The organism is Streptomyces sp. NPDC097129, assembly GCF_055668065.1.
Genome location: NZ_JBVOQE010000020.1, coordinates 35,264 through 61,838 on the forward strand (window position 1 = coordinate 35,264; position 26,575 = coordinate 61,838).

General features: G+C 70.1%; 23 protein-coding genes and 1 pseudogene. 21 read left to right on the forward strand and 3 right to left on the reverse strand.

Annotated features, from left to right (window positions below; genetic code table 11):
* Positions 1-34: 34 nt before the first annotated feature.
* From AC0B9F_RS35570 to AC0B9F_RS35580, 3 genes are all read right to left on the reverse strand, one after another.
* Positions 35-1,804: a hypothetical protein gene (locus AC0B9F_RS35570; RefSeq protein WP_472009613.1), complete on the reverse strand. Its 1,770-nt coding sequence runs from the start codon at positions 1,802-1,804 to the stop codon at positions 35-37.
* A 187-nt stretch (positions 1,805-1,991) separates the two neighbouring features.
* Positions 1,992-3,431, reverse strand: coding sequence for a hypothetical protein (locus tag AC0B9F_RS35575; RefSeq protein ID WP_472009614.1), 1,440 nt, complete (start codon positions 3,429-3,431; stop codon positions 1,992-1,994).
* A 694-nt stretch (positions 3,432-4,125) separates the two neighbouring features.
* Positions 4,126-4,740, reverse strand: coding sequence for a hypothetical protein (locus AC0B9F_RS35580; RefSeq protein ID WP_472009616.1), 615 nt, complete (start codon positions 4,738-4,740; stop codon positions 4,126-4,128).
* 523 nt (positions 4,741-5,263) lie between these two features.
* Here AC0B9F_RS35580 and AC0B9F_RS35585 point away from each other — a divergent pair.
* From AC0B9F_RS35585 to AC0B9F_RS35685, 21 genes and pseudogenes are all read left to right on the forward strand, one after another.
* Entirely contained in the window at positions 5,264-6,196 is a 933-nt protein-coding gene (locus tag AC0B9F_RS35585) for a conjugal transfer protein (RefSeq protein WP_472009617.1), read from the forward strand.
* Positions 6,193-6,534 (forward strand): hypothetical protein, encoded by a 342-nt coding sequence (locus AC0B9F_RS35590; RefSeq protein ID WP_472009619.1) that lies wholly within the window; start codon positions 6,193-6,195, stop codon positions 6,532-6,534. Before AC0B9F_RS35585 ends, AC0B9F_RS35590 begins: the two co-directional genes overlap by 4 nt.
* The gene (locus AC0B9F_RS35595) at positions 6,531-7,112 is read left to right on the forward strand and encodes a hypothetical protein (protein ID WP_472009621.1); all 582 of its coding nucleotides are present in this window, start codon (positions 6,531-6,533) and stop codon (positions 7,110-7,112) included. The genes AC0B9F_RS35590 and AC0B9F_RS35595 overlap by 4 nt, the downstream gene beginning before the upstream one ends.
* Complete coding sequence (locus AC0B9F_RS35600; protein WP_472009623.1) at positions 7,109-9,799, forward strand: ATP-binding protein; 2,691 nt, start codon at positions 7,109-7,111, stop codon at positions 9,797-9,799. Before AC0B9F_RS35595 ends, AC0B9F_RS35600 begins: the two co-directional genes overlap by 4 nt.
* Positions 9,799-10,152, forward strand: a complete 354-nt coding sequence (locus AC0B9F_RS35605) for a hypothetical protein (RefSeq protein ID WP_472009625.1) — start codon at positions 9,799-9,801, stop codon at positions 10,150-10,152. The genes AC0B9F_RS35600 and AC0B9F_RS35605 overlap by 1 nt, the downstream gene beginning before the upstream one ends.
* Position 10,153: 1 nt before the next feature.
* Positions 10,154-12,904, forward strand: coding sequence for a hypothetical protein (locus AC0B9F_RS35610; protein WP_472009627.1), 2,751 nt, complete (start codon positions 10,154-10,156; stop codon positions 12,902-12,904).
* 35 nt (positions 12,905-12,939) lie between these two features.
* Positions 12,940-14,052, forward strand: a complete 1,113-nt coding sequence (locus AC0B9F_RS35615) for a C40 family peptidase (RefSeq protein WP_472009628.1) — start codon at positions 12,940-12,942, stop codon at positions 14,050-14,052.
* A gap of 29 nt (positions 14,053-14,081) precedes the next feature.
* Entirely contained in the window at positions 14,082-14,705 is a 624-nt protein-coding gene (locus AC0B9F_RS35620; RefSeq protein ID WP_472009630.1) for a hypothetical protein, read from the forward strand.
* Entirely contained in the window at positions 14,681-17,305 is a 2,625-nt protein-coding gene (locus AC0B9F_RS35625) for an ATP/GTP-binding protein (protein ID WP_472009631.1), read from the forward strand. The genes AC0B9F_RS35620 and AC0B9F_RS35625 overlap by 25 nt, the downstream gene beginning before the upstream one ends.
* A complete protein-coding gene (locus tag AC0B9F_RS35630) occupies positions 17,302-18,216 on the forward strand; it encodes a replication-relaxation family protein (RefSeq protein WP_472009632.1) in 915 nt (304 codons plus the stop codon). Before AC0B9F_RS35625 ends, AC0B9F_RS35630 begins: the two co-directional genes overlap by 4 nt.
* Positions 18,217-18,299: 83 nt before the next feature.
* A pseudogene (locus AC0B9F_RS35635) lies at positions 18,300-18,617 on the forward strand (replication-relaxation family protein); the annotation flags it as partial.
* Positions 18,618-19,021: 404 nt separating this feature from the next.
* The gene (locus AC0B9F_RS35640; protein ID WP_472009634.1) at positions 19,022-19,612 is read left to right on the forward strand and encodes a hypothetical protein; all 591 of its coding nucleotides are present in this window, start codon (positions 19,022-19,024) and stop codon (positions 19,610-19,612) included.
* Positions 19,558-20,457, forward strand: coding sequence for an ATP/GTP-binding protein (locus AC0B9F_RS35645; RefSeq protein ID WP_472009636.1), 900 nt, complete (start codon positions 19,558-19,560; stop codon positions 20,455-20,457). The genes AC0B9F_RS35640 and AC0B9F_RS35645 overlap by 55 nt, the downstream gene beginning before the upstream one ends.
* Before the next feature lie 82 nt (positions 20,458-20,539).
* Positions 20,540-21,184: an SAF domain-containing protein gene (locus AC0B9F_RS35650; RefSeq protein WP_472009638.1), complete on the forward strand. Its 645-nt coding sequence runs from the start codon at positions 20,540-20,542 to the stop codon at positions 21,182-21,184.
* Positions 21,184-22,011: a hypothetical protein gene (locus AC0B9F_RS35655; RefSeq protein WP_472009639.1), complete on the forward strand. Its 828-nt coding sequence runs from the start codon at positions 21,184-21,186 to the stop codon at positions 22,009-22,011. Before AC0B9F_RS35650 ends, AC0B9F_RS35655 begins: the two co-directional genes overlap by 1 nt.
* Positions 22,001-23,488: a CpaF family protein gene (locus AC0B9F_RS35660; RefSeq protein WP_472009641.1), complete on the forward strand. Its 1,488-nt coding sequence runs from the start codon at positions 22,001-22,003 to the stop codon at positions 23,486-23,488. Before AC0B9F_RS35655 ends, AC0B9F_RS35660 begins: the two co-directional genes overlap by 11 nt.
* Positions 23,485-24,438 carry a type II secretion system F family protein gene (locus tag AC0B9F_RS35665; RefSeq protein WP_472009643.1) on the forward strand — a complete coding sequence of 318 codons (954 nt, stop codon included), beginning with the start codon at positions 23,485-23,487 and terminating at the stop codon, positions 24,436-24,438. The genes AC0B9F_RS35660 and AC0B9F_RS35665 overlap by 4 nt, the downstream gene beginning before the upstream one ends.
* Positions 24,435-25,319, forward strand: coding sequence for a type II secretion system F family protein (locus AC0B9F_RS35670; protein ID WP_472009645.1), 885 nt, complete (start codon positions 24,435-24,437; stop codon positions 25,317-25,319). The genes AC0B9F_RS35665 and AC0B9F_RS35670 overlap by 4 nt, the downstream gene beginning before the upstream one ends.
* Positions 25,320-25,358: 39 nt before the next feature.
* A complete protein-coding gene (locus tag AC0B9F_RS35675; RefSeq protein ID WP_472009646.1) occupies positions 25,359-25,679 on the forward strand; it encodes a hypothetical protein in 321 nt (106 codons plus the stop codon).
* Positions 25,679-26,104: a TadE family protein gene (locus tag AC0B9F_RS35680; RefSeq protein WP_472009648.1), complete on the forward strand. Its 426-nt coding sequence runs from the start codon at positions 25,679-25,681 to the stop codon at positions 26,102-26,104. The genes AC0B9F_RS35675 and AC0B9F_RS35680 overlap by 1 nt, the downstream gene beginning before the upstream one ends.
* Positions 26,105-26,118: 14 nt before the next feature.
* Complete coding sequence (locus AC0B9F_RS35685; RefSeq protein ID WP_472009650.1) at positions 26,119-26,565, forward strand: TadE/TadG family type IV pilus assembly protein; 447 nt, start codon at positions 26,119-26,121, stop codon at positions 26,563-26,565.
* The last annotated feature ends 10 nt before the right edge of the window (positions 26,566-26,575 follow it).

Below are 26,575 nucleotides of genomic sequence, written 5' to 3' on the forward strand. Positions count from 1 at the left end.
CCCATTGGCGACCCCTCGTCAATTAGCTCGAGGCCTACTCGGCAGCGCAGGCCGTGGCCTCGGATCCAGTCGATTCCGTAGACCTCGTGCCCGTACTCTCGCCCTTCTTGCCCGCCTCGACGAGGGCGTAGCGCCGCCGTTGCAGCTCATCACGTTCAACGTCCGGGATCGTCATCGACTCGGCAAGCACGGCGGCAAGCGCGTCCACTTGAGCGTTGTCGATGTCAGCGTGGAAAGGCCACCGGATGTTCTCGTCGCGCGTGATGAGGTCGATCGCCAAGCGGGTGTTTTTGTCCTGTGCGGTCGCTGCTCGGACGTATCGCACCCGGTCGATCGGGATGACCTCACGGATCTCGCCTTGCTCAAGGAATGCTTTTGCCTTGGCCATGATGATGCGGCGATCCGTGACGGCGACCAGTGTTTTCGCCGGGGCCTTGTCCCTCGCTGCGGCCAACATCCCCATTGCTCCGTTGAGGATCGCGGAAACGGGATCGGGGGCATCGAGCTCGTCGGGGAAGCCCAGGACACGTAGGGTCTCACCGTCCTCGAGGAACCATCGCAGGATGCGAAGGTAGGGCTCGAGAGCCAGCGATGTGGGTGCGCAGACCACGCCCGGTGCCTCGAGCGGAGAGGCCGGCGGATGGAGAACATCGGCAAGAGGCTCGATCGCCTCCAGAAGACAGGCGGAGATTTGGCGGGCTGCGTTCGAGTCCTTCCGCTTGCTCAGCAGTGGCAGTGTGTCGCGTCCGGGGAGCTCGGCGATGATTCGTAGCTCCCGCGTCAGCGAGTCGACGAGGCTCGTTGTCTCGGCTAGAGCGGAGCCGAGCGCTTCGCGAGTGTCGCGCGCAATGATGTCGACGAGCCGGGCCTCGCCGGCATCGTCGGGTCCAGCGGCGCTCGCCCGCGCAGCGTGGAGCGCCTGATATCCGGTCCATGCCTTCAGGGAAGACAGGAGGGCGTTGGCGTCGAAGAAGATCGCGGCGGCGTTCGTCTGGAGATACTCACGGCGGCCATGCAGTTCGAGTTCATGGATCTGCCCGATGTGGTCGCGGACGTTGAGTCGGTACAGTTCGAGCTGCTTTTCCAGGTCCGCCTCCTTATCCGCGACCTTATGCCACAAGGTGGTGGGGACCGATCCGACCTCTCGCGCGTGGTCGACTGCGCGATCGATGGTAGCGACGAGGCCCGTCAGTTCGGCCCACTGCTCGTTGCGGATAGTTGTGAGTACCTGGCTTGTCAGCGCGATGTTGGTCCTGACCAGGCGCGTGACCTCGCTCAACTGCATCTGAAGGCCGATCATGGCCAGCGCCGGCCCGATCGCAGCCGCGGTCTGCGCCGCGCTCACCGCAGTCACGGGGATGAAGCGGGCCTGAGCGACGAAGCGGCTGGAGGAGATCACCGTTCCGAGGTTCGCGCCATCCTTGACCGCGAGCGTTGCGCCGGCCCTCAGGAAAGTCTGTGTTGCGTCGCTGATCCTGTAGAGCCCCTGCGCGCTGGCGAATGCGTTTGCGAGGTTGCCGGCCACCGTCGCCGTGTTTCCTATCGAGGCAAGGGCCGTGGAGATCTGCTTGCGGTCGGTTGACGACACGAGCCCGAAGTCGAGTAGATCGGGCTTGAGTTCCGCCGGGACCTCGCCGAAGACGACAGCAACCCCTGGAAGCACCTCTGCCAGGACCGTCGATGCCATCGTTGAGTCGATGCCCGAGTCGGGTTTCGGATCGTACGCAACAGGTGAGTCGGCGGTGTTGTTCTGGCCGTTCTCCTCAGGCTCGGCGTTCTCTGTCGAGTCCGAAGGGTCCTGCATGCGATCTCCTCCCCGCGAAGTCGCGCAACGGTCAGACGTCGTCGGCGTTCACTGCCGAGCATACGGCTCGGCGTCCTGCGGTTCACGGCTCGTGCGCGGACAAGCAGATACAGGGACATGTCCGCCGGCTGGTGGCCGCCTGGCACGCGCCCGTGCTCTCCCGGGAGCAGGGGCTTGCTCGGCTCGTTCATGCGTTGCTTCCTTCCGCAGATCGGGGCGATGCGGTGGTGCACGTGGTGCAGCGGCCGTCGCCTGCGGGGTGGGCGCGGCGGGGCGTCGGGCCCGGGCAGGTGCGGCAGAGCGGCCAGCCGAGGCAGGCCGGGCAGAGGTCCTCGCCGGGGGCGGTTGCGGGATGGCCGCAGCCGGCGCATTCGGTAAGGGCCCGGTAGGTCAGGGCCTCGCTCACCGTGCGGGCGGCGGCGGAGCCGGTCATCGGCTGCGGCGGCGGGCCGTCCCACACGGGCTGGTCGTGGTGGTCGGCCGCGGTGGCGGGCGGCGGGTAGGCTTGGGCCGCGCGCAGGCGGGCGGCGACGATCGCACCGACCGTGGTCCGAACCGGATGGGGCAGGGGCCGGTCGGCGATGACGTGCAGCAGCTGCTCGCGGCTCCAGCCGGCTTCCAGCATCACGGTCACGACGCGGCCTTGATCGGTCAGCGCCTGCCCGGTCAGCAGCAGCTCGGGGCGAGCCGCCCCGAGGTCGAGCAGCAGCCGGATCCCCGCGTGCATCTCATCCGCCGCGGGCGCGGCTGGCGGGGACGCCGGCGTGTCCCGCCGGTCCGTCCGTCCCGGTGTTCGCGACGCGTCGCCGCGGCACGGACGGAGGGGTCTGGTGTTCTGCTTGTTGGTCTTCTTTCTGTTGGTGTTCTTAGTGGACCGATCAGCCAACGTAGGGTCATCCACTGGTGGAAAACCCGACTCTGGCTGTGACCTGCTACTTTGCAGAGCTGGCAGGTCGGTGAGGAAATACGACGCCGCACCGAGGGTGCCGTCTGGGCCGCGCTCCCGTTCCCGTACCAGGAAGCCGTGCTTCTCCAGCTCCTTCAGCCCGCTCTTGACGGCTGAGTCACCGTCGCGGCCACGACGTGCGATGTCGGCGACCGTCATCCGCCAGCCGTCCCGATGCGTGGAGAGCAGTCCGAACAGGCCCTTGGCCTTGAAAGACAACCGGGGGTCACGGAAGAGCCCGTTGGCGATCTGGGTGAACTGATCGGCCGCCATCACGCCCCGGCGGATTCCCGCCGGGAGGCCGCGAGCAGGCTCGGCCTCGGTGGACGTGACCATCACGTCGGTCTCGATCAGCGCGATGTCCAAGGTGGCCGGCCGGTCGGTGATGCAGTAGACGATCTCGCCGAGGGTGCCGTCCGGGCGGCGTAGGCGTTCACGGATCAGGTAGCCGTGCGCCTCGAGCTCCTGCAGGCCGGTGCGTACCGCTTCGCGTCCGTCCGGGCCCAGGCGAACGAGGTCGGTGACCGTCACCTGCCAGCCGTTCCTGTGCGTACTGACGTATCCGAAGAGCCCCTTGGCTTTGAACGACATCCTGGAGTCACGAAACAGCGCGTTAGCGATCTGGGTGAACTGATCGGCCGCCATCACGCCCCGGCGGATCCCCGCCCCGAAGCGGCTCACCGCCGTGTCTCCGACGCATGCCACGGGCGGCGCCTGCGGCGGCCCACCGGGCTCGCTGCTCTGGGCGGGCCGGGGGTCCTGGGCGTAGAGGCGTGCGTGTGTTCCATGGCCTCAGCTCACTGGCCGACCCCGACCAGGCCGATGGCCACGAGCCCCGACCATCGGTCACGATCCGGCAACGGAGCGGTCTAGCAGCCGTGGTCGGGCCCATGGGCGGGCCGACCACGGCGCCTTCAGCCCGGGCGCTCAGTGATTGCGCAGCCGCGGAAGGGTCTTCCGCAACCGGGCTGCGCAACCGGCTTGGGGTTCCTGCGCAGTCGAGTTGCGCTGGGACGGCTGCGCAGTCCGCCCGAGAGTTCCTGATCTTCTCTTGCACTGGTCCGTATCGCGCACTGCGCAGGCATCTGTCGCGGCCCGGCCGGCTTCCGTCTGCGCATTGGTGTGTCCGGGCCCTGTGGCCGGGCGGCACGTGATCGCACGGCGGCCGCCGGTCCGGGCAGCCCGCGCCGGACGCGATGGCCTGCCCGGGCAGGCCCATGGTTGGGGTCATGGTCGGGCCGACCATGACCATCCACTGCGCGCATTCGCTGAGTGCGCGGGGCTTCTCCCGGACTGCTGATGCCCCGGCCCCGCCGTCGCGGGCCGGGGCATCCAGCGCGGGGTCACTCGGATCAGAAGCTGAGCCCGGGGCCGTTCACGACGGCGTCTCCTCCGCGTCCGCTTCCACATGCTTGGCGAACTTCTCGTGTGCGCTCTGCCTGCTCATCATGAGCGGACCGGCGATCTCGTCCCAGGAGAAGCCGCCCTTGCGAGCCGCGCGCACAGCGTCCCGCTGCCAGGCCTCAACGTCCATCAGCAAAGAGGTAGCCGCGTGGACGGCCAGGAGCGGACGTACAGGCTCGCCGTCCGCGGTGAGGCGGCCGGTCAACTGGTCAAACGCTTCGTCCAGGTCGCTGATGAGCTGCTTCATGCGTTGGGTCTGCATGCGCCACAGGCTGGTCTCGCAGTGCCGTTCCCATTCCTGCTTCAGCTGCACGTCGCAGGCGTCGGGGTCGGTGAAGTCGACCGGGCGGCGAGGCCCTCGCCATCCGCAGTGGCAGATGACGCGCAGGCCTTGGGCTTTCCGTCGTCCCCCGTTGCCGTCGTACTTGTAGGACCACGCCCAGTTCACCCGCCTTTTCCAGGTCTCTTCGGCGTCCTCGAACGTGTCGCGCTCGGCGTCGGTTCCGTCCGACAGGACGGCCACCACCCATCCTTCGTGGTTGTCGCCTTCGCTTTCGTTGTCGCCTTGCGAGTACAGCCAGCCCATGGCCCCCTCCTCGACTCCCGTCAATCTCGTCAGGCAATCCTGACGATACAGAAAACGTCAGGTTTCGAGACAGGTTGCGCAGCATTGGCGCACCCGACTGCGCAGCGGCGAATGGGCGGTGCGCAATCGGCCTGTGCAGCCGGCCGAGGATCCTGCGCAGTCGATGCACGGTCAGGCTGCGCAGTCGGTCCGACGGTTCCTGTTCTTCCGGCGCGCAGTGGGCACTGCGCACCTGCCTGTGTCCCGGGAGCTGCCGGTTACACATCGCGGGGGAACCGGTGGATGAGCGTCACGTGGTCGCCCAGGAGCTCGTCTGATCCGCGACCGCGGGCGGGCCCCGATGTCCCGTCGTCCGTTCACGGCCAGCCGTGGTCGGGCCTGTGGTCGGGCCGACCATGACCCCGACCACGGGCTTCGTGTCCCCATCGTGACCTTGGTCGGGGTCTGGTGGTCGGTGGTCGGGTCGGGGGCGGCGGGTTTTCTCGAGGTCAGCAACATCCGGTTCTGACCTGGGAGTTTGACCATGTCCCCTGGCAAGCAGGCCTCCAAGGGCGAGGCTGCTGCTGTGATGGCGGCGGGTGCCCGACTGGAGGCGATGCGGCGCCGGGCACGGCTGTCGCGGGTAGCGGTGCTGACCGCCATCGCGGCCGGCCCCATCGCCCTGTGCGTCGCCGTCGCCTCCACCCCGACCACGGTTCAAGCGGCCACCCCGAACAAGCCCACCGCTGTGCGCACCGCGGCGGCCGCCACGGATCCGGGCGGCTATGCGCAGCTGTTCCTGAGCGCCTGGTTGCGCAGCAGCGCCGGCGAGGAGACGAGTGCGCAGGCGCGGCTTGCGCAGTCGATGGCGCCGGGCGTCGACCTGCCCACCCCCGTCCCCGATGCGCATCTGGCGCCGCAGTCTGTGACGGCGGTGCGCACTGCGCAGCGCGGTGGTGGCACGTGGTCGGTGACGGTGGCTGCGCAGTACGCCGACGGCTCGGTGCGGTACTACGCCGTGCCGGTGATCTCCGACCGGGCGGGCACCTCGTTCGCGGTGACGGGTGCCCCCGGCGTGGTGGCCGGTCCGGCTCGCGCATCGGTTCCGAAGTCGCCGTACGGCGTGAGCGTTCCCGACGGGAATCTGTCCTCGGCAGTCGAGGAGTTCCTCGCCGCCTACCTGACGGGTGCCGGAGAGGTCGACCGCTATCTCGCGCCCGGTGCGGCGGTGGCGCCGGTCTTGCCCGCCCCGTACACGGCGGTCGCCGTCCAGCAGGTGTCCGCGGTCGAGGAGGCCGCGGCCGCGGAGAAGGTTCCGGCTGACGGCACGACGGTGCGTGTCCTGGCTTCAGTGGAGGCCCGGGACGCCGCCGGCCGGTGGCCGCTGGCGTATGAGCTCACGCTCAAGGCCCGCTCTGGCCGGTGGGAAGTTGCGGCGCTGGAGTCCGGGACTGCAAGCAACGGGGGTGCGCGGTGAACGCGGTGCACAGCTTCATGCTCGCCGGGCAGTTGAACGACCTCGGCACCTCGTGGATCAACATGTTCAAGGACTGGGCGACCAAGGGCCTGCAGGCGGGTCTTATCTGCCTCGTCGTCGTGATCATGATTCAGAAGTTCAGCATCAAGGCCGGGATCGGCGCCTTGCTGCTGATGATCGCTGCCCTCGGGCTGTACAACTCCCGCGACGATCTCGCGAACATGTTCACCGACGAGGTGAAGAACCCGGCCAAGGGCGCACCCGCCGTCCCTGGCATCGTGCAGTCCCAGCTCCCCGCCTCCCGTGACCACTCGCCGGGCGTCGGAGGCTGGCTGTGAGCGCGGCCGCCGCGGCACGGATGGGCCGCTTCTACACCTCTGCCCGCCGCCACCCCTGGGTGCTGGGCAAGGTCGCTGACTGGAAGATCCCCCTCGGCCCCTACACGCCCGCGCAGATCGCTCTCGCCGTCGGTGGCGGCTTCCTGCTGATCAAGACGATCAGCTGGTGGTCGTGGATGTTCCCCCTGCCCATCGTCGCGTGGGTGCTGGCCATCTGGGCGGTGCGCCGGCCGAAGATCCGTGGCCGGGCCCCGATGCAGGCCGCGTTGGGCTGGGTGCTGCTGGGCTGGCAGCCCCGCGGAGGGCGGATCGGCGGGCGGGCCGCCCGCGACCGCGCCCCCCAGGCGCTGCTCGGCGGCTTCACCATCGAGGACGCGCCCGCGTCCGGCCCTGCTGCCCAGGTCGCGCCGTTGCGTCCGGGTCAGCGGCCTTCGGAGCGGGCGCAGCGCCCGGGCCCGCCCACAGTCCACTCGTCCGCGCCCCGCCGCACGCAGCCGGTTGCTGCTGCGGTTGCTGCGGGTCCGGTGTCGGGTGTGCAGCAGCTGCTCGCGCTCGCCCAGCAGGGGGGTGCGCGATGAGGGTTCCGATCCGTCACATCGCCGGGCATCTGGTGTGGTCGACGCAGGGCAGTGTGTGGGCCGTTTACCGGCTGCATCCCGGCCCCGACGCGCAGGGACAGCGTGAGGAGACCGTCCAGGGCACGTACGTGCCGGCGGCGGTCCGCGACGAACAGCTCGCCAAGATCACCCATCTGGTGCGGTCGTTGTCCGGGGCGCCCCGGTTGTTCGGTCTGTGCGCGCAGGTCGACCCGGGTGAGATCGCCCTGAAGATGATCGAGGGCATCGAGCCGGCCGAGCAGGCACCCGGTGCGGGCCGGCACCCGTGGGTGGAGAACGTCGAGGCCACCCTGGATCTGCTGGACGAGCAGGAGATGCACCGCCGCACCCTGTGGCTGGCCGTGCCTCTGCACACTGAGAACACCAGCCTGCAGGTCGCGGCCACGCTCGGTGCGGCGTGGGCGGAGATCGCACCCATGCTGGGCATGCCCCCGGCACCGGTGGCACGGCGTGAGGTGACCGCCTACCGCGAGCAGGCCTCCCGGGTCGAGGCCGCGCTCGCTGGCGGCATCGCCTTCAGGCCCGCCCGCCCAGCGGAGATCGTCTGGATGATCCAGCACGCCCTCCACCGCGGCCTGGCCGAGCCACTGCTGACCGAGGCCGAGACCAGCGACCTGTATGGCGGGCACATCCGTGACGGGGTGCTGCGCTCCCCCAGCTACGCCGACCTCGGCCAGGTCCGCCTGCACGAGGGCGGCATCGATCCCGACCTCGACGACGTCGACGAGCTCAAGAGCGCCGGCCAGATCACGCGGTCGGGCCACAAGGCCTGGTGGCGCGTGAATGCCAGCTCGCCGCTCGGCCGGCGCTGGCTGCAGGTCGAGTCCGACGCAGGGGTGGGCTACCAGGCGCAGCTGGCGCTGGCCGAGTGCCCGCCCGCCGTCAGCCAGGACGCCGCTGATCTGTTCGCCCAGCTGGAGATGCTCGACTTTCCCGTCGACTACACCGTCGACCTCACGCTCGTGCCCGCGGAGAAGGCCCGCGACCAGGTGCGCCGCAAGAAGAACGAGCTGATCGACCAGGCCGACCAGTACGACGCCCGCCCCACCGGCATGCCGGCCTCGCTCACCGAGGCCGCCCGGGACCTGGGCGAGCTGGATGCCCGCCTGTCCCGCACTTCCGTGGAGGTCGAGGTCCAGTCGGTGACCGTGCTGACGGTGTGGGGGCCGACCGCGGCCGTCTGTGACGCGCGGGCGCGGGCCCTGGCCGCGCTGCTCGCGGGTGCCGACTACCGCGCCGTGCGCCCGGCCGGCCTGCAGGAGGCCTTGTTCGCCCTGGGACTGCCCGGCACCGTCCGCCCGGGTGTGGTGCGGGAGTTCACCCAGCACCAGGTCTCCGAGGACTGGGCTCTGTCTGGGGCCTTCACCGCGGCCAAGGTCGGCGACCCGAACGGAATGTTCCTCGGTATCGATCTGGACTGCGGTACCACCCGCCCCGTGATGATCAACGTGGCCGATGCGCCCAAGGTCGACGCGTCGGCGTCCATGGGGATCGTCGGGGATCTCGGCGCGGGCAAGAGCGTGCTGCAGAAGCTGATCGCGGAGGCGGTGTGGGCGCGTGGCGGCTGCGCGATCTGCATCGACCGCACCCCGGTCCGCGAGTGGGCGACCTTCGCCCGCAACGCGGCCAAGGGCCGTGTCCAGATCATCGACGCCGCCCAGGCCGAAGTGTCCATCGACCCCCTGCGGATGTTCGACGGGCCGGAGGGCCGCCACTACGCCCTGTCCTACCTCACCTTGCAGCTCGGCATCGGTCCGATGAGCACCAGCGGCGAGGTCCTCCACCACGCCGTCGAGCAGGCCGCCGCCGGAGATCAGCCGTCCATGCACCGCGTCCTGGAGGTCCTCGAGGAGATGGCCACGCGCGAGGCGGGCAAGCGGCAGGACGCGGCTGCGACCCTCGCCGGCCTCATCCGGGTCGTCGCCACCAACTCCTTGGCCCGGATGGTCTTCGACCCGACGCTGCCGCCTGTGCGGCTGGACGCGTCCAGCGCCTCCGACATGATCGTGATCACCACCACGGGTCTGAAGCTGCCCCCGAAGGCCGCGTTCGCCAACCCAGAGATCCTGCATCAGCAGCCGCTGGAGGCGTTGATCGGCCGCGCGGTGCTCTACCTGATCGCCGCGATCGCCCGGCAGACCGCGTTCGAGGACCCGGAGCGGTTCACCGCCGTGGTGCTGGACGAGCTGTACTGGCTCACCAGCTCGGCCGAGGGCACCGCATTGGTGCACGAGATCCTGCACGACGGCCGCAAGCACGGCGCCGGGCTCATCGCTGGATCTCACGACGCCGATGAACTGGGCCCGGACCGCGGGCTGATGGCCTACCGGGCGCTGGCCCGCACCGCCGACCGCGAGCGCGCTCGGCGCGGCCTGGAGTTCATCGGCCTCGACCCGAACGACGGCGAGCTGTTGCGGCTGGTGACCACCGGCCTGTCCCCGGTCGGCCACAGGGGCAGGGAGGGCGAGTTCCTGCTGACCTGCCCGCGGCAGAACACCGGCCGCATCAAGGTCTCCATCCCGCGCATCGCGCGCATCACCGCCTCCATCACCACCACGCCCGGACGCCGCCCGGGCACCGCCTCGCCCCCATTTTCTGAACCGCTCGCCGGTGAGGTCGAAGACGCACGTCCGAAGGAGCACGCCTGATGACCACATCTTCCTGGGACCGCTCCCGAAGCGTTGCCTCAGTCGCGAGCGTCCTCACGGTGATCGCCGTTGTCGCCGGTGCGGTCATCCTCGCTCTCGGGGCGGGGGTGCCGGACACGTGGTGGCCGCAGACCGGACAGGCCTTCGCCGCCGACGCCCACACCACGCACCAGAACCCATGCGCCCGGATCATCGGGCCGGCCAAGGCCTACTGCGAGCGGGGCGCCACGACCACCGCGGCTGCCCAGCGGGACGTGGCCGGTGGCGTGTGGAGGCTGGGGACGGCCGGTGCGGGTGTGGCTGCCCTGGTGGTGTGGCGGCGGAGGTCGACTGCTGGGCAAAGGCGGCGCTGACGTGTTCCGTCCAGACCGCGCGACCCTGCGTTCCGCCGGCTTCGTCGTGCTGCTCACCGGCGTGTTCCTTCTGGTGAACACCCAGGTCGTGTATGCGGCCGGCAGCAACAGCGAGACCGGAGACCTGCTCGCCCCGCTGAACATCACCTCCTCCGAGGGTGTGCCGATCGACGGATACGACCTGAATGCCGAGGGCGGATCCATCGTCGCCTTCAAGACGCAGGCCCTGGCCTTCGCCCTGTCGGGCCTGTTCACCCTGATCCGGCTCCTGGTCGGGCTGGCGGGGTGGGCGATCGAGGTCGCCTTCCGGTTCCCGCTGCTGAAGATCCTCGCCCGGCCCGCGCAGAAGGTCGCCGACACCTACGGCACCGTGGTGGTCGACACCCTGGGGCTGAAAGGTCTGCTGCTGGCCTGGGCGTTCGTCTTCGCTGGGTTCATGATCGTGCGCGGGCGGGTCGGCCGCGGTCTGAGCGAAATCTTCCTCACCCTGCTCATCGGGGCGATCGCCGCCTCGGCTCTCATCCGCCCCGACACTCTGCTCGGCCCTAACGGCCCGTTGGGGCAGTCCCAGCAGGTGGCCGCCGAGGTCGCCCAGCGGAGCGTGAACTCCTACGACTGGGGCGGCAAGCTCGCCAGCAAGGCTCCCTGTGACGGCATGGCCGGCCAGCAGGAAACCAAGTGCATGGAGCTCGATGGGACAGGGCCCGTCTCTGCTCAGGAGGTGGCCCGCCCCCTTCAGGATTCGATCACCAACGCTCTCGTCGTGAAGCCTTACATGCTGCTGCAGTACGGGCGCATCCTCGACCCGGCCAAGGAAGCCGACCGCAAAGCGTATGCCGTCCACCTCAAATGGATCACCGGCGGATACAAGGCCGGCAACGTCAAGGTCTCAGAGCACGGCAAGGACGTCTGCCGCAAGATCCGCGGCCCGGGAAGGAAGTACTGCGAGCGCGGCTTCCAGGAAGGCGTGCCCAGCGGTAAGGACACCGAGGACGGTCTGCCAGCTCTCACCCCAGGCGGGGAACTACTCGACTCTTCGAATGCGATCGTCACGGACGAGGACCGTGAGTTCGCCGCCTTCCTCGCGGACATGAAGCGGGCGGGTGATGTCGGCAAGTCCTGCGCCGCCTACGCCGAGAAGCCCACCTGGTGGCGAGTCGGTGGCGCCGCGCTGCTGCTGATCGCCGCCCTGTTCATCTGCGGCATGCTCCTGTCCAGCGCCATCGTTCTGCTCGGCACCCAGGGTGTCTGCGCGGCCGCGGCGGCCGCCGGCGGCGTCACGTTCATCGCGGGCATGCTGCCGGGGCCCGCGCGGCAGAGCGTGTGGAAGTGGCTGTCCCTGTGGGGCATCGCGGTCCTGGCCGTCGTCGGGGTCTGCGCGTTCATCCCGTTCTTCGGCATCGCTGTCGACGCCACCATCACCAACGGTCCCCAGCTGATGGTGGAGCGGATCCTACTCATCGACGTCCTCGCCATCGCCGGCGCGGCCGGGCACCGCAGGCTCCTGGCCGGCATCACCTCCTTCGGCCAGCGCATGGCCATGCGGATGCGGTACGCCAAGGTCGGCGGCACCCACATGCCGGGCGACACCTCCGAACTCGGCGCCGCGCTCGCCATGAACTCCCCTGCGGGCGGATACGGCGGAGGATTGCGCGCCTTCACTGGGGGTGGTGGCGGTCGATTCGGGATGCTCGGCACCCGCCAGCGGTTGATGGGCGCGCTGACCTCTCTGTTCGACGGTGCGGGAATGCCGGTGGACACCGGCGGGATCCTGGCCGATGCCACCGCTGAAGCCCGGCGTGGTCTGGCGCCGCTCACCGCAGCTGCGGCCGTTGGTGGGCTGGGCGCCCGCCTGGGCAGGAAGGGCGCGCACTGGCTGCTCATCGGCCGCCGCCCGGACAAGGAGCAGTTGGCCAAGTGGCGCAAGCCCACCGCCGAGGGGGACCTGGGCGCGGGCGGCCCGCCGGACGGCGGGAACGGTGGGTCTGATGGCACGGGGCCGCGCCAGCCCTCAGGGCCGCCCGACCGGTACCGCAACGGCCAAGGGCAGGTCGTCGACCGCAACACCGGGCAGGTCCTGCACGACCAGAACAGCGACCGCACGCTGCTGTCGACGCGGGCCCACAACCGGCTGGTGCGCTTCCGGGGTTACCGGATCCTGCACCGCGGCGGCCGGGCCGCATACGGGGCCACGGTCGGCCTGCCGGCCAACGTGCGCCGGGCGCGGTCGGGGGGCTCGCGCTACTCCCAGGACGTCCGCCAGCAGGTGCGGGTATGGGGCAACACCGTGCGCGAGGACGGCCGTGCCTGGACCGACACGGGACGGCACGTCTCCCGCGTCATGCGGGAGCAGACCGACGACCGCGGCGGTCCCGGTCCCTTTGCCAGCCGCCGCCTGCCCACCGCAGCCACTCCGGCAGCTCCGCCCCGCCCGACCACGCCTGCCCGGCCTGCGCCGTCCGGTCGTCCTGCACGGCGGCCGGCCTCCGGCCCGACGCGGCCGACCGCGCCCGCGGTCGGTCCGTCGGCAACGCCGGACCCGGCGCCGTCCCTGCGCCGGGACGGCGCTGCGCCGCGGCCTCCTGCCAACCTCGGCGGTCCGGTTCTTCCCGGAGGCGGGGGTGCCCGCAACCGCACGCGCGACGAAGCGCGGGCCCGGATGCAGGAGTTGATGCGCAGGACCGCCCCCGAGGCCGAACGCCTGCGCCAGGAGCGGTCTCGGCGGCGGCCCGAGGACGGTGAGGACGAGTGAGAATGCCGGGACGCCGTGTGAGGCGGTGGGGGTGCATGGTGGGTCTGCTGATGTTCGCCGCCGTGTGCTGTGCCGCACCGGTAGGGAACGCGATCAGCGCGTACGTCGCGCTGCAGGCGGGCGCACCGGGCGACGGCGGAATCGCCGAAGGCGGCAGCGCCGCGGACATTCCCGCTCGGATGCTGACCGCCTACAAGAAGGCCGTCCAGCAGGTCGGGAAGTACGCGCCGAAATGCCGCGGCATGCGGTGGCCGATCCTCGCCGGGATCGCGAAGGTCGAGTCCAACCACGCCGCCGGACGCAACGTCGCCGACAACGGCGACATCCGCCCAAAGATCTACGGCGTGCTCCTCAACGGCTCCGGCCAGGGCGGCAACACCACCGTCTTCCCCGACACCGACGGCGGCAAGTGGGACGGCACCGCGAACGGGGAGCGCGCAGTGGGCCCTTTCCAGTTCCTGCCCTCCACCTGGGAGGGAATCGGCAAGGACGCCAACGGCGATCGTGTCGCCGACCCGCACAACGCCGACGACGCCGCCCTCGGCGCCGCGATCTACCTGTGCGGAGGCGGCCGTGACCTGACGCAACGATCGCAGCTGAAGGCCGCGATCTTGCAGTACAACCACTCCGAGGAGTACGTGGCGAACGTGCTGGGGTGGATCGACCAGTACACGGCAGCCGCCAAGGGCCCCGACCTGAAGAACGTCTCCGGGACCGTGCGCACCGTCATCGATGCCGCGCTCTCCCAGCGGGGCGTGCCCTACTCGTGGGGCGGGGGCAGTACAAGCGGCCCGTCGTACGGGATCTGCTGCTCACCCAGCGGCAAAAGCGGCACGACGATCAAGGGCTTCGACTGCTCGGGGCTGACCACCTACGCCTACGCCCAGGCCGGCATCAGCCTGCCGCGCACCGCGGCCGCGCAGGCCGGTCGTGGCCAGCGGATCCCCGCCAGCCTCGGCACGGACGCCCTCAAGCCCGGCGACCTCGTCTTCTACGCCTACGCGCCCGGACGCGATTCCACGATCTATCACGTCGGCATTTACCTCGGCAGCGGCCAAATGATCAACGCCCCTCGCCCTGGCACCGTCGTACGGCTGGACTCGGTCAACGCCATGTCCGGCTACGCGGGGGGAGCGCGGCTGCTGTGACCACGACTCCGCGCTCTCCACGTCTGCTGGTGCTGAGCACCGTCATCCTGGCCGTTTTCGGTGGCGTCTCCCTGCTGGGCGTGTCGCACGAGCAGCGGCCATCCGCCCCGGCAGCGGTGTCGGGTGCACCCGCAGCCACGGATCCGTCAACGGCTGCTCTGCCTCCCACCAGCCAGCCGGACATCGCCACGCCGCCTCCCCCGGCATCGGCTCCGTCCTCCGCATCGACGCCGTCAGCCACCGAGCCCGCGCTTCCACCCCATGGCGAGGGGCCGGCCGGCGATGGGGCCATCCAGCACTCCCTTGAGACGGCCTGGCCCCCCGACCTTCCCGCAGGCGTCGAACAGCAACTCCTCACCGCGGGCCGCGCGCTGCTGCGCGCGGACGCCACCGGCGTCGGCCGCGGGAACTGGCCGCAGGTGTTCCCCGCCTCTAACCGGGCGGTGGCGCCGGCGTTCGCCACCGCGCGTTTCCGCATCCAGGCTGCCATCGCCCGCCGAGATGGCAGCCCGGACAAGGCGGTGGTCCATCTGGTCTGGGCCGGCACGGACCGCGGCGGCACCTTCACCGACCTCCGCATCACCGACTGGCACTTCACCCGCACCAACGCACTGAAGGGGGCGTCCACGTGGACTCCGCAGACCCGTTTCTGACTGGCCAGAGCTCCGCATCGGCATCCGGCCAGGTGCTCGGCCTCGTCTTGGGCATCGTTCACAGCGTCGCCTGGCTGATCACCTACTGGTGGGTGGTGGCCTTGGCCGCCGTGGCGGTCTGGGCCACGGGCGAGGCAGCAGTGCGTCACCTGGCGCGGAAGGCCTCGGCCGAACGGATGGCGCTTGAGCTCGTACCGTCGCGGCACTTTGATCCTGGTCTGGAGGAGATCTTCCGCCGGGGTGTGCAACTCGCCCGGGCGTCGACGAGCATGCCGTGGTGGGCGCCGCGCCGGTCGAAGACCGTGCAGATAAGGTTGCGCGCCGATGGCTCCAGCCCGCTGCGCTACCGCATCGAAGGCCCGGCCGGCGGTGAACGCCTGCTGTCGATCACGCCGTTCGGTCCGGCCGTCACCGTGATCCGGGCCCGTCCCCTCATCGACCGGCCCCGTGACCACGTGGTGCGGGCGGAGTTCATCCTGCGTGGTAAGCCGACCGCACCCCTGCGTCAGGTTCCGCTGAACCCCGACCCGTTGCAGCCGCTGATCGACGCCGTCTCGGACCTCCGTGCGGAGCTGGGGGACCTCGCCGAGATCCGGCTCGACATCCAGCGCGCCCCCAAGTGGGCACTGCGGGCGCGTCGTCTGCAGCTGATGGGCGACGCGCGACGCGCGGAGCGGCGCGAGGCCCAGCGGGCCGCCCGGTGGGTGCGGCAGGACGCCACCGGCATCGAGGACTCGCTCACCTGGCAGCTGCAGCAACTGGTAGCCGGCAAGCAGGGCGGAGGCGGGCGCCGACTGGTCATGCCGCCCGTCCCGCGCCGGGTGGACCCGGAGGAGGCGCTGGGCAAGCTCGCCGAGGACGACCACCTGGTCCGAGTGCAGCTGCTGGTGATGTGCGCCTCGAACACCGAGGGCCGCGCCGAGGCCCGGCTCGCCCAGATCCAGGCCGCCCTGGATGTGTTCGGCGGGGGCTCGCGCTGGGCGATGCGCGGCTGGAGGGTGGGCCCCTGGCGGTTCGGGGCGGACCGCTGGCCCAGCCGCCGCAGCTTCGAACGCCGCTGGACTCTGGGGCACTCCCAGCCGCCCCGTCCGAACTGGGTCCGCCTGGAAGAGCTGACCGGCCTGCTCAAGCCGCCTACGACGCACTGCCGTCTGCCTCTGCTCGCCGGCGACCTGCCGACGTTCGAGTATGGCAATCCCGAGCTGTTGCTGCAGGGGATCTACCGCGGCCCGGACGGCCGTCGGCGCCTGGTCGCCACCTATGCCAAGGAGACGCTGTTCGAGGTCGGGGTGGGCAAGGCGGGCGGCGGCAAGACGGAGCGCGCCCTTGCCCAGGCGATCGGCTGGGCGCATGCCGGAGGCGGGCTGATGTTCGTCGACCCGCACCGCGACTCGTGGCCGCGCGCCCTGCCGTTCCTCGCCCACGACCACCTGATGTCGCGGATCGCGCTGATCGACCTCAACGCCAGTGGGCCTGCTTCGCAGCTCAGTTGCTGGAACCCGATCGGTATGCACCAAGGCCAGGTCGCGCACGAGGTCGTCGAGGCGACCGCCGACGCCTACGCGTCGGTGCTCGGCTGGGATGACGCCACCGCTCCCCGCGCGCTGACCATCTTCACTGCCGCCTTGGCGGTGCTGGTGGCCGTCAACGAGACCGCCTGCCGGGCCGGACGGCCGGAGGACCAGGCCACGATCTTTCACGTGCGGTCCCTGTTGACCGACCCGGTCTTCCGCACGACGGCGCTCGCCGCGGTCGAGGGGCGGCTGGACGATGAGACCCGCTCCTGGTGGCAGACCGTGTTTCCCACGCTGCCCACCGACGCGTTCGCCGTTGTCCTCAATCCGATCGCCCGTCTGGCCGCGAACCCCGTCACCCGCGCCTTCCTCGGGCAGCCGGCCGGTGTCTACAACATTCGGGACGCGATGGACTCGCGGATGATCGTGTGGGTGTGCCCGGGCGGGAATGGGCCCACCCACCGGCTGATCACCGCGCTGCTCGCCCGGGACCTGCTGCGCGCCGTGCGCTCGCGCCGCGACACCCCCGAAGCCCAACGGGTACCGTTCCGCCCGTACTTCGACGAGCTGATCACCCTCACCGGCGCGGCCCCAGAAACGATCGCCGCGATGTTCGAGGACTTCCGTAAGTACAAGGTGCACGTCCATGGCATGACCCAGCTGCTGGCCCGCCTTCCCATCCCGGTGCGACTGTCGTTGGTGCAGAACGCCTCCACCCTGGCTTCGACCGCGGGGTCGCAGTCCGCCATCGCCCCGATCACTGCCGAGTGGGGTGACCGTCCCACTCCGGATGTCGTTGCCGCTCTGGACCGCTTCGAGCACTACATGTCGCTGACCGTCGAGGGCCGCCGTGTCGGGCCTGTCCGGATCACCGGCCCGCATCTGGACGACGTGTTCGCCGACTACGCCCGCCCGGGCCAGGCCAGGGCGCTGGAACGCGCCGCCCGGGCTACAGCGGGCGCCGCCCCGCTGGAGGCGCTCACCGCCAGGGCCGAAGCCCAGCTCACCCGCGTAAGCACCTTCCTCGCCCAGCACACCTCCGCCGCCCAGCCGGCCGTCCATCTGCAGAAGAGGAACTACAAGTGACCACTGCCTTCGAGACAACGCCGTCCACCCGTACGCCCAGCCCCATCGAGCCGCTGCCGCATCAGCTTCTGGTCGTGCTCGGCCAGCACCGGATGGCGACCACTAGCCAGCTCCACCAACTGCTGCGGCCGGGGACCGCGCGGCAGACCGTCTCCGCGCCGCTCAACAAGCTGCGCCGCGACGGCCTGGTGGACTACACCGTGCTGCCGCAGTCCAACCGGTCCCGCGCCTGGTACCTCACCAGCGAGGGCGTACGGCTGACGAAGGACTTCCCCGCCCTGCGCGGACGCCCCGCATATCCGATCAACTCGGCCACGGCGGCCTCGCTGAAGACGCCACACACCCTGACCGTTCTCCGCACCCACCTCGCGTTCGTCACCGACGCCCGCCGCCGCGGCGACGAGCACGGCCACCTGGACTGGACACCGGAGGTCTCCCACCCACTCAGCGATGGCGAGCGGATCATCACGGACGCGGTCATGCACTACACCCTCATCGAGGGTGAGGAGCGCACCAAGCTGCGAGCCTTCGTCGAGGTCGACCGGGCAACGATGGGCAGCGAGCGGCTCGCCTCCAAGCTGATCGAGTACGCGCGGCTGTGGTCGTACGAGCCGCAGCCCTTCGGCCGGCCACGCTCGCGCCAGCCCGCCAGCCCCGGGGCGGTGTGGCTGCGCTGGTATCCCGTGTTTCCCCGGGTGTTGTTCGTGCTGACCGGGGCCTCCCGGTACGTCCTGGGCAACCGGATCAGTGACCTGCAGGCCATGGTGGCGGAGCACCCGCTGGTGGGCACGCTGGCCCGGCAGGTGCCGATGGGCGCGGCAGTCCTGGAGGACCTCGAGGACCCGGGGCCCACCGGTGACGTCTGGGTGCCTCTGGCCGGCGGCGATTCGAGGCCCTGGACCGAGCTGTGACATGGCGGCGCTGCGGCCGGTCGTGCGTCTCAGCCTCGCAACTGCCTCCTGCGCGGAGCGCGATGCCCGCCGGCGCGGTGACGGTTGGGTACGCGAGGCTGTGGACGTACGAGCCGCAGCCCGTCGGTCGGCGGCGGCAGGCGGCCGGGCCCGGCTGGTTGCGCTGGTACCCGGTGTTTCCCCGGATCTTGTTCGTGCTGACCGGCACAGGGCGTGAGGCGATGGACAACCGGATCAGGGACCTCAAGGCGATGGTCGCCCTTCACCCGCTCGTGGCCGATATGGCCCGCAAGGTGCCACTGGGAGCGGCCGTCCTGGAGGACTTGGACGAGTACCGCCCCACCTCTGACGTGTGGGTACCGCTGGCCGGCGACAAGCCTCGTCCGTGGACTGGGCTATGACCCCCATCCGTCTCACTCACGAGACGCGCTCCGGCGAGAGGCCTCCGGTGGCCTGTGACGCCGCTGGGACCGGCTTCGGGAATAACCGGCGCGCGGAGATCTCGTTCTCACGCACGGCAGTGCCAGAAGGTCCGGCCCGGTCCGGCGATCACGTCCTGAGATGTGCTGGCGCGACGAGCGAAGACACAGAACTACAAATCGACCTCCGGTTCCGAAAGTGACCGGATACATCCCGAGTTGTGCGAGTGGACTCGCATAGCGAGCTGGGAAGCTGGCTGGCATATGCGTAATCTTGCGGTCACGCAAGCGCATCATCGCAGTTGGACCAGGCCGCGGTTCTGGGCCACCGCACGTCGGAGGCCGGGGGTTGCGGTCGACCGCACCGCGTCGTACGGGGAGGCAACGTGAAAGCTACACAACAGCGCTCAACGGGGCGCGAGCACGCCGTTGTTCGCAACCGGAAGCACGCAACCGCGCTGTTCCTCACCGGAAGTCTGCTGGTGCTGGCTGCGTGCAGCGGCCACGATTCGGACACGTCGTCCAAGCCCAGCTCTACCCCTACGGCTGTCTCGCCGGCGCCCAGCTCCACCGTCGACGCCGCCGTCCTCGCGGCGTACACCAGCTCCTGGGATGCACAGACCGAGGCCTACAGCAAGGCGTCCTCGGCGGGCACCGACCTGAAGAAGAACACCACCTTGAGGGCCCTGTTCGATATCGAACACGACCTCGAGGTCATGCGGAAAGCCGGACAGGTGACCACCGGCAAGCCAGTGATCCGTCCGAAGGTCGTCAAGGTGACCAACACCAAGATCCCCACGGCCACGGTGACGGACTGCATCGACACGACACACTGGACGCTGATCGACAAGGCCTCGAAGAAGAAGGTCCCTCTGCCCACGACACGGCTCATCAAATACGTCAGCACCGCAACGCTTGAAAAGTGGGGGACGAAGTGGATGGTCACGAAGTTGACCGCTCAAGAGCAGGCCTGCTAACTCGGCGCCTCGCCGCACTCACCGGTGCCCTCGCCCTGGCCTCGGCGGGCGTCGCGCACGCTGACGGTGATCCCGACGTTGGTGCCGGTAAGTGCCAGGTCATCAAGTTCTGCGTCGACGTAGGCGTGGGTGACCAGACCGGCGGCAACGGCGGGCAGGCCGGTGGCTCGCAAGGCGGCAGCGACAGCGGCGACAGCAAGATGGACTGCAAGTACACCAAGGTCGATCCGAAGCCACCGGCCGAATGGCCGGGCTGGAAGGGTGCCGACCCGAAGAAGAACGACCTGTACTTCTACGGGTGCACGGACGGCGGTCAGGACAACCCGGACGGCTTCGTCGTCGTGCCGGCCGGTCAACCCCCTGTGCCGCAGGTGGATCCTCGCGAGCTGGCTCAGCGTGCGGTCGACTCCATGACGCTCCTGGGACCGGACATCGCCAGCCCGCGCCCGGCCGGGAAGTACACCGTGGGTGTCCCGATGTGGATGTGGGTCAACCAGAGCCCCACAACGTACGGACCGAACACCGCATCGGCCACGGCAGGCGGCATCACCGTCACTGCGACCGCGAAGGTCTCGAAGATCGTGTGGACGATGGGCGACGGTGCTTCCGTGACGTGCAATGGGCCGGGAACGCCCTACACGTCGTCCGCTGGCATGGCCCAGTCGCCGACCTGCGGACATGTGTACGCCAAGACCTCGGCCGGCGCCCAGAACGGCAAGTTCCCAGTGACCGCGACCTCGACATGGACGATCAACTGGCAGGGCGGCGGACAGGCCGGCCAGCTCACCGAGGTCCGGCAGACCAACGTGCAGGTGGCCGTCGGCGAAGTCCAGGTCGTCAGGTAACGCCGCCGGAAGGACAGAACCGTTGAGCAAGACCGAAGAACGAGTAAGCACAGCCCCGAGCGGCGTCCCCCAGCAGGGACACGTGGCCACTCCGGTGGCGCCGCCCCGAGTGTCAGCCCGCAGGCGACGCCCGGGCGTCATCGCCCTGTCGTTGGCGCTGATCGCCGCCGGTGGCGCCGGTGTTGCCGTCCTGCTGCTCCAGGTCGGCAACCGCACGGATGTGGTAACCGTGGTCCGCGACGTCCAGGTCGGCCAGGTGCTCACCGAGGATGACCTTGGCAAGGCATCCATCGCCCTGGACCCGGCCGTCAAGGCGGTGCGCGCCGACGACCTGAAGTCAGTGGTGGGCAAGCGGGCCGCCGTGGAACTCAAGCCCGGCTCCCTCCTCACCCCCTCGCAGGTGACGAAGGACAACCTCGTCAAGGCCGGCGAGCAGTTGGTGCCGATCGGTCTGGAGCCCAAGCAGATCCCTGCCACCGCGCTGGTGCCGGGCCAGAAGGTCAAGCTGGTGCACGTCCCGGCCCAGGGCACCACGGATACCGGCAAGGCGTCCGACGCCGCGCCGCAGACCATCGACGGCCGGGTAGTGAAGGCGTCCGCTGCCGCGCCGGGTACGGGAATCGTGGTCGTCGACGTTGCCACCTCTGCTACCGACGGCCCCACGGCCGCCGCGTGGGAGGCGGGCGGCGCCCTGCGGCTGGTCCTTGCTGCCCCGGACGGTAACTGATGGCTGTGATCGCGCTCGCAGGCTGCAGCGGTTCGCCCGGCGTGACCACGAGCGCTCTGGCCCTGCTGCTGGCGTGGCCACTTGAGGCGGGCCGGCGGATGATTCTGGCCGAGTGTGACCCAGACGGCGGAGCCGTACTGCACGGCCTGCTGCAGGGCACGCTCGGCGACCGGTACGGGCTGCGCAACCTCTCGGTCGCCGCCCGCAAGGGCGAGTTCAGCGACGCTTTCTGGCGGCAGCTGATCGACCTCAGCAGCGATGACGGCAAGGCAGAGTCCCCGCGCAACCGGCTGCTGCTGCCCGGCCTCACCGACCACGCACAAGCGGCGAGCCTCGGCTCGGTCTGGAAGATCCTCGCGCAGATGTTCCGTGGCATCGAGGCCGAGAGCAGCCACGATGTCCTCATCGACCTCGGCCGCCGCGGCGCCTACGGACCCTCCGGGGTCCTGGCCGAGCAGGCCGACGCCGTGTTCGTGGTGGTCCGCAACACCCTGCGGTGCCTGCAGGCGGCGGAGGGCCGGGTACGTGCCCTTCAGGAGCGGGTTGGCGACGTGGGCGTGCTGATGGTCAACGAAGGGCCGTATCCCGCTGGTGAGGTGCAGCGCGTGCTGCAGGTGCCGGTGATCGCCACCCTGCCGTACGCGCCGAAGGAGGCCCGGGTGCTGTCCGACGGAGCCGAACAGCCCCGCCATTTCACCAGGTCGCCGCTGATGAAGGCCGCCCGCACGGGCAGCACGCTGCTTGCTCAGCGGGCCGCCATGCGCCGGGCCCGCCTCGATCCACGCGGTGTGCGCGCAGCAGGCGGGGAGGTGACCCATGCACGCTAGGCCCCTGCACCCCGACCCCACGGTGGCTCCGCCGCCTCAGGGGTGGGCGCAGCAGACCAACGGCGCACCGCTGCCTGCCGGTGCCGCCTCGAGTCCGCAGGTGCTCGGCACGGCGGCTCCGCAGATCACTGTCGACTACCGGGTGGCCCGGGAGATCGCGTCCCAGGTCGCCAAGCAGCGCGAGGAACTGCTCAAGACGAAGCCCGACATGGACCGGGCCAGCGAGGAGCAGCGCTGCCTGAACTGGATCGCAGAGGCGGTCGCGCTGTGGTCGGACGCCCAGGCGATGACGCCGCAGGAGGACGAGGCGCTGCGGCGCGCCGTGTACGACTTGCTCTTTCGGGCTGGTCGGCTCCAGCCGTACCTGGACGACGAACGGGTCGAGGACATCATCATCCAGGGCCCCAACGAGGTGTGGCTCGACTACGGCGACGGCGAACGCCGTCGGGTCGGTCCGATCGCGGATTCCGAGGAGGAGCTGCTGGAACTGCTGCGTGAGTTGGCCCGTGGCTCCGGGCACAGCGAGCGCACCATCTCCACTGCGAACCCCACCCTGGCCCTGTCCCTGCAGGACGGCTCCCGTCTGCAGGCCATCACCGGGCTCGGGCCGATGACGTATGTGGTCATCCGCCGGCACCGGGTCTCCCACGCCGACCTCGACGACCTGGTCCGGCTGGGCACCATCGACCCGATCCTGCGCGAGTTCCTCGGGGCGTGTGTGCGCGCCGAGAAGAACATCATGATCGCGGGGAAGCAGAAGGCGGGCAAGACGACGCTGCTGCGGGCCATGCTCAAGGAGTTCGACCCGGAGTGCCGGTTTGCGACCATCCAGACCGAGGACGAGCTGTTCTGCCACGCCAACGGCTACCACAGGCAGGTGGTCTCCCTCGTCGGCCGTGAGTCCAATGGGGAGAAGGATGTCACCGGCCGCAGCGCCGGCGAGGTCACGCTGCTGGATCTGATGCATCCGGCGCTGCGGATGTCGCTGGAGCGGATCGTGGTCGGCGAGGTCCGCGGACCCGAGGTCGTCGCCATGATGCAGGCGCTGACGAACGGCTCCGGTGGCAACCTGTGCACCATCCACGCGCGGCGGCCGGACATCATCTTCGACCGGATCGCCGAGCTGTACGCGCTCGCCCAGGAGAACCTGTCCGAGCAGCTCGCCTACCGGCAGACCGCCAACGGCCTGGACTTCATCGTCTACGTCGACATGACGGACGAGACGCAGATCGGCGGCCGCCGCCACCGCTACGTCTCCCACGTTCTGGAACTGACCGGGATCGGCGAGAACGGCCGGCCCGCCACCAACGAGATCTTCTCCCCCGGCCGCGAGTTCGGTGAGCTGCGGGCGGTGCCTCGGATGGACCCGGGCTGCATCGACGACCTGCGCCGCGTCGGCTTCGACTCGTCGCTGCTGCAGCAGCCGTATGGCGCCTGGCAGGCACCGCTGCCCCTGAAGGTGGGGGTGAGCCGATGACGCTGCTGTTCGGGCTGCTGTGCGGCATGGCCGTGGTCGGCGGGCTGATCGGTGTCGTGGCCGGTGTCGTGGGCACCACGGCGCCGCGCCGGGCTCCCCTGCACGTGCGCTGGAAGGCGGCCATGCGCGGTGGGAAGAACCAGAGTGAGGACGCCCGCCTGCGGCGGCGGTCCCTGCTGGTCGCGGCCGTCGTGGTGTTCGTCGCCGTGTGGCTGGTCTCAGGGAACTTCGTCGGCGGTGCGCTGCTGGGCGCGGCCGTCATCGGTGTGCCCTGGCTGATCACCCCAGCGCAGATGGCGCAGGAGCGCATCGGTCAGCTGGAGGCGCTGAGTGAGTGGACGCAGCGGCTGGCCGGATTGCTGCGGCTGGGCATGGGCCTGGAACAGGCGATGATGACCAGCCGTCAGGGCGCCCCGGACGAACTCGCGCCGCAGATCGTCAATCTGTCCGACCGGCTGCGCCTGGGGTGGCGGCCGGAGTTGGCGCTGCGCTCGTTCGCCGATGAACTGGACGATGTCACCTCGGACAAGGTGGTCGCCGCGCTCATCCTGTCGGTCAACGACCGCGGACCGGGCCTGGCACAGGCGCTGGAGGACCTGTCCGGCACCGTCCGCGAGGAGGTCGCCAAGAAGCGCGCCATCGAGGCGGACCGGGCCAAGCCCCGTACCACCGTTCGGTGGATGACCATCATCACCGTGGGCGTCGTGGTGGCCGGGTTCTTCGTGCCGTCGTACACGAAGCCGTACTCCACGCTGCTGGGACAGCTCGTGCTCGCGTTCTTGACGGCGGGGTTCGTCGGAGTGCTCGCCCTGATGCGGCAGCTGGGCTCGTTCCGCCGGATCCCCCGTTTCCTGGTCACCGACCCAACCAGCACCGTCCGGCTGCCCGCGGCCGCGTCGGAGCCGGACGTGCCGGTCGCCGCCCGTGAGCCGGAAGGGGCCGCGCCGTGAACCTGCTTCCCGTTGTTGTGACTGGCGGCACGGTCGGTGCCGGCGTCGCGCTGCTCATCCGGGAACTGCTGCAGCCGCAGCCGGCGCTGGGGCCTGCCCTCAAGCGCAGTGCCCCGGGCACGTTGACGATGCCGGAGCCGGAACTGGACCGCGAGGAGGTGTGGGGCCGGTGGCTGCTGGCCCGCCTTGAGCGGCTTCCGGGCGTGAGGGTCCCCACCACGAACCTGGCCCTGCTCGGCCAGGGCCCGGGCCAGTTCATGCTCAAGAAGACCGCGCTCGCCGCGCTGGGATTGCTCTGCCCGGTCATCGCGACGATCCCGTGGATCATCGCCGGCGTGGGCCTGCCGTTCTACGTGCCCGCCGGCGTCGGACTCCTCGTCGCGGCCCTGCTGTTCATCACGCCCGATCTGGCCGTGCGAGACCAGGCCAAGCGAGCGCGGGAGGAGTTCGCGCACGCCCTGTCCGCCTACCTCGACCTAGTCGCCCTGAAGCGGGCCGCCGACGCCGGTCCCGCCGAAGCGCTGGAGAAGGCCGCCTCCGTCGGCGAAGGGTGGCCCTTCCTGTATCTGCAGGGTGCACTGCGCCGGGCCCGGCTGGAGAAGATCCCGCCCTACCAGGCGCTCGCGGACCTGTCCGCCCAGTACGACCTGCCCGTCCTGGACGACGTTGCCGACATCATGCGCGGCTCGGCCACCGACGGCGCCGCCGTCTACAAGGCGCTGCGGGCCCGCACCGCGGCACTCAACGCCGAGCTCCTGGCCGATCAGGCCGCCGAGGCGAACGCGGCCAGCGAGAAGATGACCGCGCCGGGAGCCCTCTTGGCCGTCTTGGTGATGCTGCTGATGGCCTTCCCCGCCGTGATCCGCATGCTCACCGTTTAGACCACCCGACTCGTTCAACGCTCCAGAGAGGTAAGCAACATGAAGCACACTGCAGCCCGCGCCCGCCGTGCTGTGCTCCAGGCAACCGCCCACCCGCACACCGGGCCGTACACCGAGTCCCGCCGGCCGGGTCGTGGCCGCCGGGGAGCACGTGCCTGGACAGGCGCCAACCGTGCGGCCCTGCGTCTGACCACGCGCGTGCAGGAAGGCCTTCAGGAGGCCACCCGCCGGCCGGACCGTGGAGACATCTCCACCACGACCGTCATCATCTGGGTGGCCGCCGTAACCGGTGCCGTTCTGATCGCCGGGACCATCGCTGTCGTGATCGCCAAGTACAACGGCAAGCTGTCTGGGCTGTGATGAGTCGTCCCGAGCGGCTGCAGGCCTGGTGGCGGGGGCGAAGATGGCGCGACGACCGCGGTGACACCAGCATCCAGATGGCGATCATCTTCCCGTTCGTGCTGCTCGCCACGGTCGCCGTCATCCAGGCCTCCATGTGGTACTACGCCCGGCAGATCGCCCTGACCGCAGCCCGCGAGGGTGTCAGCGCCGCCCGGGCCTACCAGTCGAGTCCGGCCGACGGTGCGGCCCAGGCACGCAGCGTCTTGGGGCGCACCGCGGGTGACAGCCTGCGCGGCTACAGCGTCTTGGCCAGCAGCAACGGTCAGCGTGTGCGCGTAGAGGTGTCCGGCACGGCCCTGTCGATGATCCCGGGTCTGCCGGGCCTGCGCGTCACGCAGTCGGCGTCCGGCCCCGTGGAGCGCTGGACCGTCGCGGGGGAGTGATCTACGTGCGATGCATGGGCCGTTGGGCGCGCCGACTGCGCAGCGATGAGGGCAGTGCCGCGATCGAGGCGGCGATCGTCCTCCCGGCTTTGATCATGTTTCTGTGCCTGGCGATCGCCGGCGGCCGGATCGTCACCTCCGGCGCGAAGATCGACTCTGCTGCTGAGGACGCGGCGCGGGAGGCGTCCATCCATCGCACAGCGGCAGCCGCCCAGAGTGCCGCGCAGTCAGCGGCTGCCGAGTCCCTCAGCGACCAGGGCATCAAGTGCGCGTCGACGTCCGTCCACATCAACACTGGCGGTCTCAGCGTGCCGGTGGGGCAGGTCGGCACGGTCACCGTGACCGTGACCTGCACGGTTAATCTGTCCGACCTGCTGCTTCCGGGCGTGCCCGGAGCGAAGAGGCTGACGTCGACGGCGACGTCGGTGGTGGACCAGTACAGGCAGCGGGGGGATGGATGATCTTCTGTGA

Coding starts and splice junctions, on each gene's coding strand:
- AC0B9F_RS35570 (WP_472009613.1), bottom strand. CDS start 1,804: ATGCAGGACCCTTCGGACTCGACAGAGAACGCCGAGCCTGAGGAGAAC.
- AC0B9F_RS35580 (WP_472009616.1), bottom strand. CDS start 4,740: ATGGGCTGGCTGTACTCGCAAGGCGACAACGAAAGCGAAGGCGACAAC.
- AC0B9F_RS35585 (WP_472009617.1), top strand. CDS start 5,264: ATGTCCCCTGGCAAGCAGGCCTCCAAGGGCGAGGCTGCTGCTGTGATG.
- AC0B9F_RS35600 (WP_472009623.1), top strand. CDS start 7,109: ATGAGGGTTCCGATCCGTCACATCGCCGGGCATCTGGTGTGGTCGACG.
- AC0B9F_RS35605 (WP_472009625.1), top strand. CDS start 9,799: ATGACCACATCTTCCTGGGACCGCTCCCGAAGCGTTGCCTCAGTCGCG.
- AC0B9F_RS35615 (WP_472009628.1), top strand. CDS start 12,940: ATGGTGGGTCTGCTGATGTTCGCCGCCGTGTGCTGTGCCGCACCGGTA.
- AC0B9F_RS35655 (WP_472009639.1), top strand. CDS start 21,184: ATGGCTGTGATCGCGCTCGCAGGCTGCAGCGGTTCGCCCGGCGTGACC.
- AC0B9F_RS35660 (WP_472009641.1), top strand. CDS start 22,001: ATGCACGCTAGGCCCCTGCACCCCGACCCCACGGTGGCTCCGCCGCCT.
- AC0B9F_RS35665 (WP_472009643.1), top strand. CDS start 23,485: ATGACGCTGCTGTTCGGGCTGCTGTGCGGCATGGCCGTGGTCGGCGGG.
- AC0B9F_RS35675 (WP_472009646.1), top strand. CDS start 25,359: ATGAAGCACACTGCAGCCCGCGCCCGCCGTGCTGTGCTCCAGGCAACC.
- AC0B9F_RS35680 (WP_472009648.1), top strand. CDS start 25,679: ATGAGTCGTCCCGAGCGGCTGCAGGCCTGGTGGCGGGGGCGAAGATGG.
- AC0B9F_RS35685 (WP_472009650.1), top strand. CDS start 26,119: ATGGGCCGTTGGGCGCGCCGACTGCGCAGCGATGAGGGCAGTGCCGCG.